The 13881-nt window shown below is 38.8% G+C and carries 9 protein-coding genes, 1 tRNA gene and 1 pseudogene; 7 read left to right on the plus strand and 4 right to left on the minus strand.

Annotation, left to right across the window (positions count from 1 at the left end; all coding sequences use genetic code 11):
- The first annotated feature begins 40 nt into the window (after positions 1-40).
- The 4 genes from J655_RS25850 (at position 41) to J655_RS23715 (ending at position 3860) form a co-directional block, all read left to right on the plus strand.
- Complete coding sequence (locus tag J655_RS25850) at positions 41-550, plus strand: helix-turn-helix domain-containing protein (protein WP_002120495.1); 510 nt, start codon at positions 41-43, stop codon at positions 548-550.
- 32 nt (positions 551-582) lie between these two features.
- Positions 583-1425, plus strand: coding sequence for an IS3 family transposase (locus J655_RS25855; RefSeq protein WP_230445321.1), 843 nt, complete (start codon positions 583-585; stop codon positions 1423-1425).
- A gap of 419 nt (positions 1426-1844) precedes the next feature.
- Positions 1845-2747 carry a helix-turn-helix domain-containing protein gene (locus J655_RS23710; protein WP_002052189.1) on the plus strand — a complete coding sequence of 301 codons (903 nt, stop codon included), beginning with the start codon at positions 1845-1847 and terminating at the stop codon, positions 2745-2747.
- 111 nt (positions 2748-2858) lie between these two features.
- Entirely contained in the window at positions 2859-3860 is a 1002-nt protein-coding gene (locus J655_RS23715; protein ID WP_032006635.1) for an aldo/keto reductase, read from the plus strand.
- 45 nt (positions 3861-3905) lie between these two features.
- Here J655_RS23715 and J655_RS23720 read toward each other — a convergent pair whose 3' ends face one another.
- Positions 3906-4298 carry a hypothetical protein gene (locus tag J655_RS23720; RefSeq protein ID WP_032006634.1) on the minus strand — a complete coding sequence of 131 codons (393 nt, stop codon included), beginning with the start codon at positions 4296-4298 and terminating at the stop codon, positions 3906-3908.
- A gap of 19 nt (positions 4299-4317) precedes the next feature.
- Entirely contained in the window at positions 4318-5061 is a 744-nt protein-coding gene (locus tag J655_RS23725; RefSeq protein WP_017481780.1) for a hypothetical protein, read from the minus strand.
- A 229-nt stretch (positions 5062-5290) separates the two neighbouring features.
- Here J655_RS23725 and J655_RS23730 point away from each other — a divergent pair, with 229 nt between their 5' ends.
- Entirely contained in the window at positions 5291-6178 is an 888-nt protein-coding gene (locus J655_RS23730) for a DMT family transporter (RefSeq protein ID WP_032006633.1), read from the plus strand.
- On the opposite strand, the pseudogene sxtR reads toward J655_RS23730, so the two are convergent.
- A pseudogene (gene sxtR, locus J655_RS23735) lies at positions 6175-7096 on the minus strand (multidrug efflux pump transcriptional activator SxtR). The gene J655_RS23730 and the pseudogene sxtR overlap by 4 nt on opposite strands.
- A 139-nt stretch (positions 7097-7235) precedes the next feature.
- Between sxtR and sxtP the strand changes: the two are divergent.
- Positions 7236-8480 carry a multidrug efflux MFS transporter SxtP gene (gene sxtP / locus J655_RS23740; RefSeq protein ID WP_032006630.1) on the plus strand — a complete coding sequence of 415 codons (1245 nt, stop codon included), beginning with the start codon at positions 7236-7238 and terminating at the stop codon, positions 8478-8480.
- A gap of 124 nt (positions 8481-8604) precedes the next feature.
- Positions 8605-8680, plus strand: a tRNA-Thr gene (locus J655_RS23745).
- A 492-nt stretch (positions 8681-9172) separates the two neighbouring features.
- On the opposite strand, the gene J655_RS25860 is transcribed toward J655_RS23745, so the two are convergent.
- The coding region (locus J655_RS25860; RefSeq protein ID WP_155762644.1) for an Ig-like domain-containing protein at positions 9173-13881 on the minus strand (4709 nt) is incomplete at its 5' end.

Below are 13881 nucleotides of genomic sequence, written 5' to 3' on the forward strand. Positions count from 1 at the left end.
CCCCATAAGTTAGACTTTTAAAACTTATGAGGTGTGCTCTATGCCAATTCCGAAGCATTCAAAAGAGTTAAAATTAAAAGTCATTCAAGCTTATTTAGAGGGAAGTAAAGGATATAAAATCCTTTCACAAGAATTTAATGTAGATCTCCAAACCATCCGCTTATGGATTGAAAACTATAAGGCACAAGGTGAAGATGGCCTGAATGTTAAAACTAAAAAAACCTACTACTCTTCCGAATTTAAAATCAAGGCTGTACAAATGCTTCTTGATAAGATACCGGTAAGAGAAGTTAGAAGACGGTTAAATCTGAGCGGGACGTCAATTTTAAGAAGGTGGCTAGCTCAGTATCATAAAGAAGGGATTGCTGGGTTTAATACCACGAGGATTTATACCAATATGCTTAAACAAGATAAAACTAAAATAACCAAGTCTGTAAAAGATGACAAAGATAAATCTCAGCAGGAGCTCATTGATGAAGTGACCGCTTTACGAGCAGAGGTTGCCTTTTTAAAAAAGCTAAAAGCCTTAAAACTGAAGCAACGTACCTAAATTCAATTTCTACTGCAGACAGTGTTCAAGTTATTTCAGAATTAAGGCAAATTTATCCATTAAAGCTCTTACTCAGTATTGCCAAGATCGCTCGTAGTACTTATTTCTATCACATGAAAGCTGTACGCTCTAAGGATAAATATACTGAGTTAAAACAGCAGATCAAGTCCATATATCACAAGCATAAGGGATGCTATGGCTATCGTAGAATTACTCTTGCTCTGAAAAGTACAGGAATAATAATCAACCATAAATGTGTATATCGTCTTATGAAAACTATGGGACTTAAATCACGTATCAGAGCACTAAAATATCGCTCATATAAAAGTGGTTGTGTCGGGATGGTGGCCGATAACATTATGCAACGGCAATTTAAAGCGAACCGTCCCAACCAGAAATGGGCAACTGATGTGACGGAATTTAATGTTAACGGTGAAAAACTTTATCTATCACCAATTATAGATTTATTTAATGGGGAAATTATTACCTTCCGGATCCAACGTAAACTCAATTATGAGTTAGTGAAAGATATGCTCATTCATGCTTTAGCTAAACTTAAGCGACATGAGAAACCAATTCTCCATTCAGATCAAGGATGGCAATATCAAATGGCTCATTATCAACAGCAATTAAAGCAACATGGTTTAATTCAAAGTATGTCTCGTAAAGGAAATTGCTTAGATAATGCTGTAATAGAAAGCTTCTTTGGAATATTAAAATCGGAGTGCTTTCATGGTGAAAAATTTCAATCAACTGATGAGTTAGAGAAAACTATACGAGAGTACATTCATTATTATAATCATGAGAGAATCAAGGTGAAGCTACAAGGTTTATCCCCTGTACAATATAGAAACCAGTTTTTAAAAACTGCTTAACTAACTGTCCAACTTTATGGGGTCAGATCACCCTACCGCAACGTGAGGGGGACGGTGGTTTTTTTACACATAGATCTCCCCCTCAGAAGGAGCAAATCTGATGCGCTGTATGTGTACTCGGCCTGCTACAACCGGCTGGCAATGTGGCCAGCAGGCAAAGGATAATCCGCGAGTTTTTGAGTGTCAATGTGATATTGGCTATTCATTTATAAAGATTATTTTTTATTTTTCATTAGCATAGTGATTTAACAATATATTTTCTTAAAGTTTAGTTTGTCTGGTTATTTCATTATTAATTTATCGTTCATTTTCAAACCTGTTTAAATGAACAGATTGATCGCGCTATAAATAAAAGCTACAGTAAATAAAGTTTGAATTTTATAACTTTAAGTAAATTAATAAGGCATGCAGGCAAAAACATGGAAACCATACATGATTTTTATCGCCGCTTTTCTTTAACCAGAGATAGCGATTATTCGGTTCCATCAACCTCGTTTGGACATTTTAACGTGTTCCAACGCGATGCCTGCTCATTTCTCACCCCTTATAGCCGCCGCGATTATTATAAAATTTCACTGGTTTTAGGCACAGGCGAACTTCACTACGCTAACCGCTGGATACGAGTCGACCGCCCTGCTTTACTGTTTTCAAATCCAATGGTTCCCTATGCATGGGAAATTAATTCGCCTGAACAGGCAGGCTGGTTTTGTCTATTTACCGAAGAGTTTGTAAACCAAGAATCAAGACAAAGCTTTTTAAAAGACTCCCCGCTGTTTAAGGTCGACGGCGACCCGCTATATTTTTTAAATGATCAACAAGTTGAAGAAATTTCATTTATTTTCAAAAAGATGATGACTGAAATAAATTCAGACTATATTCATAAATACAACGTTTTAAGAAATTATTTGCACCTAATTGTGCATGAAGCCATGAAAATGCAACCGACCCAACAGTTTGAAAAACATAGCAATGCTGCGGTTCGGATTTGCCATTTATTCTTTGAATTATTAGAACGCCAGTTCCCGATCGACTCGCCCCATTTTCAGCTTAAACTCAAAACTGCAAATGACTATGCCTACGGTCTGTCTGTGCATGTAAACCATTTAAACCGAGCTGTAAAAGAAGCCACAGGTAAAACCACCTCTGAGCATATTAGCTCGCGTATTACGCAAGAAGCCAAAGCGCTGCTACAGCACACCAGTTGGAATATTTCTGAAATTGCCTATAGCTTAGGCTTTGAATATTCAGCGTATTTCACCAATTTCTTTAAGAAAAATACTGGCTTTTCACCTAAAAAGTTCCGTGAAGACTGTGTGGCCTAAAAACAGATTGTTTGAATTTTATAATTATTGGTTTGAATGTTATACGTCAGTTTGAGCCAAAGCATTTTATAGTTTTTCTACTCAAGTGATTTTGCAAAAAGAGTGTGAAAAATGAAATATAGAACTTTAGGACAAACAGGCGAAAAAGTATCAGCACTTGGTTTAGGTTGCATGGGAATGAGCTTTGCCTATGGTGCCTCAGACGACACACAAAGCATTGCAACTCTAGAAAAGGCCTTAGACCTCGGCATTAACTTTTGGGACACTGCCGACATGTACGGCAACGGCGCAAACGAAGTTTTACTCTCAAAAGTTTTAGAAAAACACCGCAACAAAGTATTTTTGGCGACCAAATTTGGCTTTCGTTATAAAGAAGATAACCTTAACCCAAAGAACTCTTTAGAGTCTTATATCGACGGCTCACCTGAGTGGATTAAAGTTGCGGTCGAAAACAGTTTAAGACGCTTAAATACAGACGTAATTGATTTGTATTATGCGCACCGCATTGACCCGAATGTTCCGGTTGAAGATACCATTGGCGCAATGGCTGACTTGGTCAAACAAGGTAAAGTTCGTTACCTAGGACTCAGTGAAGCGTCGGCTGAAACTATTCGTAAAGCAAATGCGATTCACCCGATTGCAGCGGTTCAACATGAATACTCGCTACTTACCCGTGAGTTTGAGCAAACTCATTTGCAAACCATTCGTGAGTTAGGTATTAGCCTTGTGCCGTATTCACCGCTGTCACGTGGTTTAATCACCAATACGCTTGATGTGGGTAGCCTAGACGAAAACGATTTCCGTCGTCAGTTGCCACGCTATCAAGGCGATAACTGGAAAAATAACCAAAGCTTGGCGCAAGCATTCAGCGAGTTTGCTCAAAGCAAAAATGCGACAGCGGCTCAACTGGCTTTGGCTTGGATTTTGGCGCAAGGTGACGACATTATGCCAATTCCGGGTACGCGTAAAATCGAGCGACTTGTGGAAAATGCAGGTGCTGTAGACCTTCATTTAACAGCGGCAGATTTGGCAGAAATTGAAGAGATTATTGCGAGATATCCAAACATGGGCGCACGCTATAACGCTCAGCAACTTGCTGCGGTCAATCATTAAAAACGAAGCTATAAAAAAGTCCGACTCTGTGTCGGACTTTTTAATTTAATTTTTGCTATATGTGCCCTGCTGGCGTCCACCTTCCCAAATCGCGTCTAAGGATTTATCCGAAATCGTTAGGCTTTCAGGGAATATACTTAAATCCTTTTTAAATTTAGCCTCTGGTTTTAAACCAATACAGTCTCCATTTTTCCACCATGTGCCTTCGGCATATTGATCTAAAGCGCCAACAGCGAGCATCCATTGAAACTTTCCGTCTGGTTGAAGTAAAAGCTCCGAACCCACTTCCATCACGCCATTTAAATAATAGTGCCCACTCCATACCTGATCGGCTTTTTGGAATTTCACTTCTTTACAGGTGCTAGTCGGCTCTGCATAAATGTGAGCAGAAAAAATAACCGTCGAAAGAAGTATTAGAGGTGCAAATATATTTTTCATTATTTAGTTCCTATCGTTTTTATTTTCCAGACTCAACTTTTAAATACGTTCCATCTGCATATACGTTATGCCCAAAGCCACAACCTGACTCACCTTCGTTTTGTTTGACCTGAATATAATTTCCTAATTTCGCGTTAGATTTAAAATCGAGCTGAATACGGCAGTCTTCATTTTTATAAACCGTTTGCTTTTTACTAGTCGGCATTTTGGTGTCGAACTCACCCATGTTTGGGCCATAAACTAAGCTTCTAAGTCCCATATATAAACCGGCATAGCTGATTGCATATTGGCCCTGCTTACGACTTACCGTGATGTGATCCCACTCACCAAAACCTGAGTATCTGACATATTCACCTGATAGGTCATTTGATGCTTTAGGTGCAGGTAATTGCTTAAGATTAAACTGACTCGACTTTGATTTTTCATCGAGCATAAACCACGATCTTGCCCAAAGTGGCTGACCCAATTTGGCATAGGCTAAGCCCACATTATTGTTGGCAACTTCAATATCACGGTCGGTAAATTTAACTGTGGTTTCGTCTGCATTGGCTTTACAAAATGCAGTCCAAGAGGCTTGATTCTGGAAATTTTCGAGCGCTTTTTTATATTGTTTTTGGTCGTAGAATTTCTTACCTAAACTCGCGTATTGCTTCACTTTATTACAGCTTTGTTGTAGCTCTTGTTCATAAGAAAACTCTGCATGCGTGACCGCCAAAGCTGAAAGTGTAAGAACCGCGCAGCCTGTAATAATTGATTTAATCATTTTTAAAATTCTTTAATAATTAACTAATTATATAATATGAGCTAGCGCTCTAAATCACAATTATTTGAGACAAAAGTCTATAGAATGCCTTTAGTCTTGAGTAAGAATTTATTAAATCAATTCAAAATAAATCATTGAAAATATTAAGCGTTAATTGGTTATTTTTGTTGAATATTCATCCAAAAAATATTGTAGACTGCATGCGTAAAACTTAGGAAGAATTATAAGAGTGAATAATCTAATTATTGGAAGCCTATTTGCGCTTTGTGCAGCTGCACTCAATGCCTCTATTGGTGTAATTAGTAAATTACTCATGCACAGTGGTTTAAACCCACAAGACATTGCCTTTTTAAAAACCATTATCGCCTTTTTCTTTTTAAGTGTGTTTTTATTTAAAGTCCCTGTTAGCCAAAAGCTTGCTTTTATTAGCAGCACGCCAAGTAAACTCAGCGTTTTTACTCAAATTGCCATATGTGCTTTTTTAGGAATTTTCTCTTTATTCTTTTTCGAAACCATTGCCTACAACCACGGTGCTGCGGCCAATGTGGTGGTGGTACTCATGGCTTCGGCTGCCATCTCCGCCCTATTTTTTGGTCGATTCATTTTAAAAGAAAGTATCTACATTCACTCTCTTATTGGAACATTATTGGCAGTTGCCGGTATTAGTATCATTTCATGGAAAGGTGAAAATAGCCTTTTAATGCTGATCAATGCTTCTATTGCCGGCACGGGTTATGGCCTATTTTCGGTTTTAGTGAAAAAGTTCAAATTAAACGGTGGACTATTTCTGACTAAATACTTACTGCTGTTTGGTAGCGTTTATCTTGCGGTTCCGTTTTTAATTAATTTTCACAGTATTAATTTTAATAGTGACATTATTTTAGGTTTGATTGGTTTAGCTGTTCTGCCGACCATACTCGGCTTTTTCTGCACCACCAAAGCATTGTCTTATATGAGTGCGGCCAAGGTACAAGTGACCGAACTTTCTGAACCGATTTTTGCAGCACTTATGGCTTGGGGTTTCATTCACGAACAGCCGACTTTATCGTTTTTATATGGCGCGATTTTTATTATTGCAGGCATTTTTTTAATGAACAGAACGCCAAAATCAAACTAGCCAATTTCATTTATATTCGTCCGCATGGTGACAAGCCACTTGTACCACACTGGCAAAGTTAATTGCCATTTGCGAAGGGTTATGTTTCTTATAAGCAAGCCCTAACCCCACCGTAGGTACAGGTGCTTTTAAAGACCGATAAGCCACACCCTGTATTTGCAATTGTTTGGTCGACTCGGGAACCAAAGACACCCCTAAATTTGCAGATACCAACGATAAAATTGACACAATTTGCGGAGCATTTTGTCCAATTTTTGGTTCAAAACCATGCTCATGACAGGCTTGTTTAATCGCATCAAAAAGCCCTGCACTAATGGAAGGTGGCGAGACAATAAAATCAAGCTCTCGTAGCGCCGTTAAATCAATTTCTGGTGATGCATCGTCGAGTTGAAAAGTCTCGGAAGGCAAAGCAGCAATGAGGGGTTCTGCTAATAATTCTTGAATAATTAAACTATCTGGAATGTTGCGTGGTGAGCGAATAATCGCGACATCTAAACGGTCTTCAAGCAATAAATCGATGAGTAGTAAAGTATTGGCTTCTTCAAGCTTTAAATTCACTTTCGGGTATTGCTGCTGAAAATAGCGAACACATTTAGGAATTAAAGGGTTCAACATTGAAGTGCCTGTAAAGCCTAATCGCAATTGGCCCACTTCGCCATTTGCCACTTGTTTAACTAAGCTCGCTGCATCTTCTACACGCTGCTGTACGGGCTGAATGGCATTTAAAAAGGCAAGCCCTGCTTCGGTCAGCCCCACCCCATGAGGTGATCGAATAAATAAATCTGCACCTAGCTCTTCTTCTAAGTCTCGTATTTGCATGCTTAAAGGCGGCTGGCTCATGTTTAAGCGTTGCGCAGCTTTGGTAAAGTTTTTTTCTTCTGCTACTGCTAAAAAGTAGCGTATATGTCTTAGTTCCATCGCTATATATAAAACATATCATGACCCATTGTTAAATATATTAGAAAAATACCATTCAAATTGCTAATTTTAATTTATCGAATTTTCTCGATGCAGCACGCCTTTAGGCACTGCTCTTTCTTTCTGTCATGGTCATGATATGAGCTCTTCATCTACACCCAGTACCTTAAACACTGAGGCAACTTCTGTTCTTTCCCGTGAGTGGATTCACAAAGGGACTAAAGCCTATAAACACGCAGGATTTGCTTTATTCCTCGTAGGTTTTGCCAGTTTCTCTCTGATTTATTGTGTACAGCCACTCCTGCCCGCATTTAGCCAAAGTTTCCAAATTAGCCCTGCGAGTAGCTCTTTAGCACTGTCATTAACGACTGCCTTTTTAGCGATTTCAATTGTGCTATCGAGTGCTTTTTCACAAGCCCTTGGCCGTCGTGGTGTAATTTTTACATCAATGCTGTGTGCAGCAATTCTTAATATTGTCTCAATGTTTACCCCTAACTGGCACAGCTTGCTTATAGCACGCGCTTTGGAAGGTTTACTGCTCGGTGGTGTTCCCGCAGTGACGATGGCTTGGATTGCCGAAGAAATTGCACCTGAGCACCTAGGTAAAACTATGGGTTTATATATTGCAGGTACGGCTTTTGGTGGCATGATGGGCCGTGTCGGCATGGGTGTTTTGGTTGAATATTTTTCTTGGCGAACTGCTTTAGGCTTACTTGGAGCAATCTGTTTTATTTGCTCGATTGCCTTTTTAAAACTACTGCCTGCTTCGCGTAATTTTGTGCAGAAAAAAGGGCTAAATTTAGATTTTCACATGCAAATGTGGCGTGCTCATTTAACCAATACAAAACTATTACGTCTGTTTGCCATTGGGTTCTTGCTCACGAGTGTGTTTGTGACCTTATTTAACTATGCCACTTTCCGTTTAAGTGGAGCGCCTTATTCACTCAGTCAGACACAAATTAGCCTTATTTTCTTGTCGTATAGCTTTGGTATGGTGTCTTCATCGTTGGCAGGTAGCTTAGCGGATCGCTTTGGTAAAGAAACCATGATGATGAGTGGCTTTGCACTCATGATTGTGGGTAGTCTTATGACCCTGCTCACTTCTCTTTTCGGTATTATTATTGGTATTGCATTTATTACCACAGGTTTCTTTATTACCCATTCACTTACCAGTAGTTCTGTGGGCGCTGAAAGCAAACAAGCTAAAGCACATGCTAGTTCGCTCTACTTACTTTTTTACTATATGGGTTCAAGTATTGTCGGTTCAGCGGGCGGTTGGTTCTGGTTACACGGTGGCTGGAGTGCGATTGTCGGTTTAACCGTGGTCTTGTCTTTAATTGGAATATTTTTAGCGGTTTATACTTCACATGCCAAAGCACATTAATGTAGTAAAACCCTAACTTTTTCAGGCTAGCCCCTATGAGCATTTAAAAATGATATGAAAAAATTTAAATGCTCATTTTTTGGCTTGTAATTTTTTTAAGAAACTGTAAAATTCACTCCACATCGCCGGCATAGCTCAGTTGGTAGAGCAACTGACTTGTAATCAGTAGGTCCACAGTTCGAATCCGTGTGCCGGCACCATCATTAAACCTCATGAATATTTGATTTATGGGGTTTTTTGTTGCCTGTAGGTTTTGTACAGTGCTAGCCCAACGGACTATTTAACGGTCCATTTGATCGATAGTCTGTTGGTCCAAATAGATCATTGGGCCTACTCTTTTTCCTTATCCAACATGTTCCCCATATCGTTTCCAGCTCTTTGGCCTTCCATGCGAATTGCGATGTCGATATACCAACTTTCATAGTTGCTATCGCAGCACAGAGCAGAACGCATGGAAAACTTAAGACGTTAGGGGAATTCTAAAAGTTCCTTGCATTTCCTGTTTCGGGCTGGACATCTAAGGGGAATGCCTGATGGTTGTGGGGAATTTCCAAGTATAAAAATCATTAATATTGGATATGCTATTAAAATCTATAGATAGCAGCCTCGTCACTAGAAACAAAGCTGCCTTTCCTCTAATAAAGATCCGATAAATCTAAGTCAATTTACTATTTGACTTGCGGTAAAATAAGTTAATGAATAAATACATTTGATGCGATCAAATCATTTAATGAACTATGATTATCTACAAGCAAAATCAATTCTTGAGAATTATACATAGAGTGACTTGAACCATCCCTATCAACAGAAACAATTAATCCAGACTGAGTATCTTGTACAGATACATAGCCTTGAAGATTTCCACTGTCATTTATGAGTAATTGAGATAAATCAATTTTATCTTGCTCAGCAAGATTAAAATCCGTCCACTCACTCTTAGCATTTCCGCCTAAATTATCTATATTATCAAGAACATTGAAAATCAACGTATCTGCGCCAGCATCTAAATTATAAGAGTAAGTTTGATCTGCTATAATTGTCTCAATTACATCATTACCAGTTGTACCAAGCACAGTTTTGGCAATATGTTGCTCAATTTGAGCTTTATCCCAAACAGTTTCATCATCAAATACAATAGAAGATAAATTATCCTTACCAAAACGTATTGTTGATGCTGAATCATTGAATGATATTATGATTAGTGAATCCGACTGCTTAAGTGAAATATCACTAGAAAGCACTGATTTTAAATGAAGAATATTTTCTTCATTTGTATTATCTAAAATATGAATATAACTTGATGTACCAAGTAATGTTTTATCTACAATATAAATATCATTACCTGCTTGACCCAATAAAGCCGTATACGCATTTGAATTACCACCATAAACCAACGTATCACTACCAGCCCCACCATATAGATAGTCCGAACCTGTATTAGAAATTAACGTATCATCTCCATCACCACCATACAGATAATCATCCTGTACACCACCTTGTATCGTATCATTACCATCTAGACCATAAATTATGGAATAATTAGCATCTGCCAGTAAATGATCATCTCCATCTGTACCTAATAATCTACCGATAATATTGGCTTCAATTTGTGCTTTATTCCAAACTGTTCCATCGTCAAACACAATTGAGGATAATTGTCCCTCACCAAAATGTATGGTGGCAGTTAAATCATTAAATGTAATAATTCTATCCGCACTAGCTTGTTTTAAGATAATTTCATCAGCTGAAACTGATTTCAAATAAAGTGTATTTTGTTCATTTGTATTATCTAAGATATGAATATAACTTGATGAACCAAGTAATGTTTTATCTACAATATAAGTATCATTACCTGCTTGACCTAGTAAAGCCGTATAGCCATTTGAATTACCACCATAAATCAACGTATCACTACCAGACTCACCATATAGATAGTCCGAACCTGTATTAGAAATTAACGTATCATCTCCGTTCCCGCCATATAGATAATCATTTCCAGTAGATCCTTTAATAATTTGAGTAAATGTAGGGTCTGTTGGTTTGTAAGTTCCTGATACAGTATTAATTATAGTGGTTAGTGGTTGAGAACTATTCCCAGCTTGATCTGTAGCAGTTACCCTATATTCTACATTTAACCAATCGAATTTTTCCTCAATATTTACGTGAACCCAAGCCCCATCAATTTTTTGCTCAACAGCATAACTATCACTTGGCGCATTAAAAATAATTTTATCTGTACTAGCATCGTAATTAAACAAATTAGCCAATATAGGTGCCGTAGTATCAGGTGCATTTATATTAATTGAACTTTCATTACCTTTAGCATCCGCAGCAATTACTTTTAATAATTCACCATCTTCATAAACTGTATTCAAAATTACATTGTAATACCCGGATGCATCAGCTATTGCCGAACCGATTACATCACCTGCAGTATTTTTAACAATTATTGTGGTATTTGCTTCAGTTGTACCTTGTACTGATTGCCCTTCAGCCCATCCACCTTGAATAGTTGGTTGATGCAAAATTGGTGGCGTACTATCTGGTGCAATAACCTCTTTCGCTTCAGTTTTATTATCCGATTGATCTGCTGCCGTTACGCTTAAGCTTTCACCATTTAAGTAAGCTTTATCAAGAGTAATAGAATAATTTCCTGCCTCATCTGCATTAGCTGTGCCTACAACTTTTGTTTCGTAATGGTCTACTTCTAAAATAGTTTTTGGCACTTCTTGCGTTACATTTACATTTATAACGGGGACCATTGAACTAGAATAATTTACTGTCAAAGTATAGGTTCCAGGCGGTAATACCGAACCTTTTGCTAAATCAATACTGTAATTGCCGTCTCCAACTTGGGAAATACTACCATTTAGACTTGTATTTAAACTCGCACTAGAAAGAGTTGAACTATAACTACCAGAAAGTGAATTAGTCGAAGAACTCAAATTTAAAGAAACATGTGCATTTGTGCCTGTAACTTCGAAAGAATATGTTTTCGATAAAGAATTTGACTGTACTGTCTCACTCAAAACAGATTGGGTTTCTAAAACAGTGACTTCTTTATAAATAGCAGTTATTTGTTCTACTGTCACTCTTGCACCTACTTCAGTCGTACCTGTAACCACTTTACCTGCAGCATCTATAATTGCAGTTAAACTTGATGGTGCCGTGGTGTCGGGTGCATTAACTGTTTTTGGTGCGGTAGCATTACCAGATTGATCTGATGCTGTAGCACTTAAGCTTTCGCCATTTAAGTAAGCTTTGTCTAGGGTAACTGAATATTTACCTGTGGCATCAGCAGTACCTGTACCGATTATGGTTCCTGCAGTATTTTTAATTGTTACAACAGCATTCGCTTCAGTTACACCTGTAACCACTTTACCTGATGAATCAATCGTTGCAGTTAAACCTGTTGGTGCCGTGGTGTCGGGTGCATTAACTGTTTTTGGTGCGGTAGCATTACCAGATTGATCTGATGCTGTAGCACTTAAGCTTTCTCCATTTAAATAAGCTTTATCTAGGGTAATCGAGTATTTACCTGTGGCATCTGCGGTAGCCGTACCAACTACGGTTCCTGCAGTATTTTTAATCGTTACAACAGCATTGGCTTCAGTTACACCTGTAACCACTTTACCTGATGAATCAATCGTTGTAGTTAAACTTGAAGGTGCAGTGGTGTCGGGTGCATTAACTGTTTTTGGTGCGGTAGCATTACCAGATTTGTCCGCAGCCGTTGCACTTAAAGTTTCACCATTTAGATAAGCCTTATCTAGGGTAATCGAGTATTTACCTGTAGCATCAGCTGTAGCTGTACCGATTAGGGTTCCCGCAGCATTCTTAACTGTTACAACAGCATTTGCTTCAGTCGTACCTGTAACCGCTTTACCTGATGAATCAATCGTTGCAGTTAAGCTTGAAGGTGCAGTGGTATCTGGAGCATTAACTGTTTTTGGTACTGTGATATTACCTGCTTTATCTGCCGCTGTTGCATTTAAGCTTTCGCCATTTAAGTAAGCTTTGTCTAGGGTAATTGAATATTTACCTGTGGCATCAGCAGTACCTGTACCGATTATGGTTCCTGCAGTATTCTTAACTGTTACAACAGCATTCGCTTCAGTCGTACCTGTAACCACTTTACCTGATGAATCAATCGTTGCAGTTAAGCTTGAAGGTGCCGTGGTATCCGGCGCATCAACTGTTTTTGCTATTGTGGTATTACCCGATTTGTCTGCCGCCGTTGCACTTAAGCTTTCGCCATTTAGATAAGCTTTATCTAGGGTAATCGAGTATTTACCTGTGGCATCAGCTGTAGCTGTACCGACTACGGTTCCTGCAGCATTCTTAACGGTTACAATAGCACCCACCTCAGTCGTACCTGTAACCACTTTACCTGCAGCATCAATCGTTGCAGTTAAGCTTGAAGGTGCTGTGGTATCTGGCGCAACAATAGTTTTTGGTGCGGTAGCATTACCTAATTTATCTGCTGCAGTAGCACTTAAGCTTTCACCATTTAGATAAGCTTTATCTAGGGTAATTGCATATTTACCTGTAGCATCAGCTGTAGCTGTACCAACTACAGTTCCTGTAGCATTCTTAACGGTTACAACAGCATTCGCTTCGGTTACACCTGCAACCATTTTACCTGTTGTGTCGATAGTTGCAGTCAGACTTGAAGGTGCAGTGGTGTCCGGTGCAACTATTGTTTTTGGTACGGTAGTATTACCTGATTTATCTGCCGCTGTTGCACTTAAGCTTTCACCATTTAGATAAGCTTTATCTAGGGTAATCGAGTATTTACCTGTGGCATCAGCTGTAGCTGTACCGACTACGGTTCCTGCAGCATTCTTAACGGTTACAACAGCATTCGCTTCAGTTACACCTGTAACCACTTTACCTGCAGCATCTATAGTGGCAGTCAAACTTGAAGGTGCCGTAGTGTCTGGAGCATTAACTGTTTTTGGTGCTGTGATATTACCTGCTTTATCTGCCGCTGTTGCACTTAAGCTTTCGCCATTTAGATAAGCTTTATCTAGGGTAATCGAGTATTTACCTGTGGCATCAGCTGTAGCTGTACCGACTACGGTTCCTGCAGCATTCTTAACGGTTACAACAGCATTCGCTTCAGTTACACCTGTAACCACTTTACCTGCAGCATCAATAGTTGCAGTTAAGCTTGAAGGTGCAGTAGTGTCTGGCGCAACAATTGTTTTTGGTGCTGTAGTATTACCCGCTTTATCTGATGCTGTAGCACTTAGGCTTTCGCCATTTAGATAAGCCTTATCTAAGGTAATTGAATATTTACCTGTAGCATCAGCTGTAGCTGTACCAACTACAGTTCCTGTAGCATTCTTAACTGTTACAACAGCATTCGCTTCAGTTATACCTGCAACCATTTTACCTG

Source organism: Acinetobacter sp. 1294243, from assembly GCF_000588015.1.
In the GTDB taxonomy this organism is placed as follows: Bacteria; Pseudomonadota; Gammaproteobacteria; order Pseudomonadales; family Moraxellaceae; genus Acinetobacter; species Acinetobacter pittii.

Excerpts from the sequence above, each read along its gene's own strand:
- J655_RS23720 (WP_032006634.1), bottom strand. The coding sequence starts at position 4,298 with ATGAAAAATATATTTGCACCTCTAATACTTCTTTCGACGGTTATTTTT.
- J655_RS23725 (WP_017481780.1), bottom strand. The coding sequence starts at position 5,061 with ATGATTAAATCAATTATTACAGGCTGCGCGGTTCTTACACTTTCAGCT.
- J655_RS23710 (WP_002052189.1), top strand. The coding sequence starts at position 1,845 with ATGGAAACCATACATGATTTTTATCGCCGCTTTTCTTTAACCAGAGAT.
- J655_RS25850 (WP_002120495.1), top strand. The coding sequence starts at position 41 with ATGCCAATTCCGAAGCATTCAAAAGAGTTAAAATTAAAAGTCATTCAA.
- sxtP (WP_032006630.1), top strand. The coding sequence starts at position 7,236 with ATGAGCTCTTCATCTACACCCAGTACCTTAAACACTGAGGCAACTTCT.
- J655_RS23715 (WP_032006635.1), top strand. The coding sequence starts at position 2,859 with ATGAAATATAGAACTTTAGGACAAACAGGCGAAAAAGTATCAGCACTT.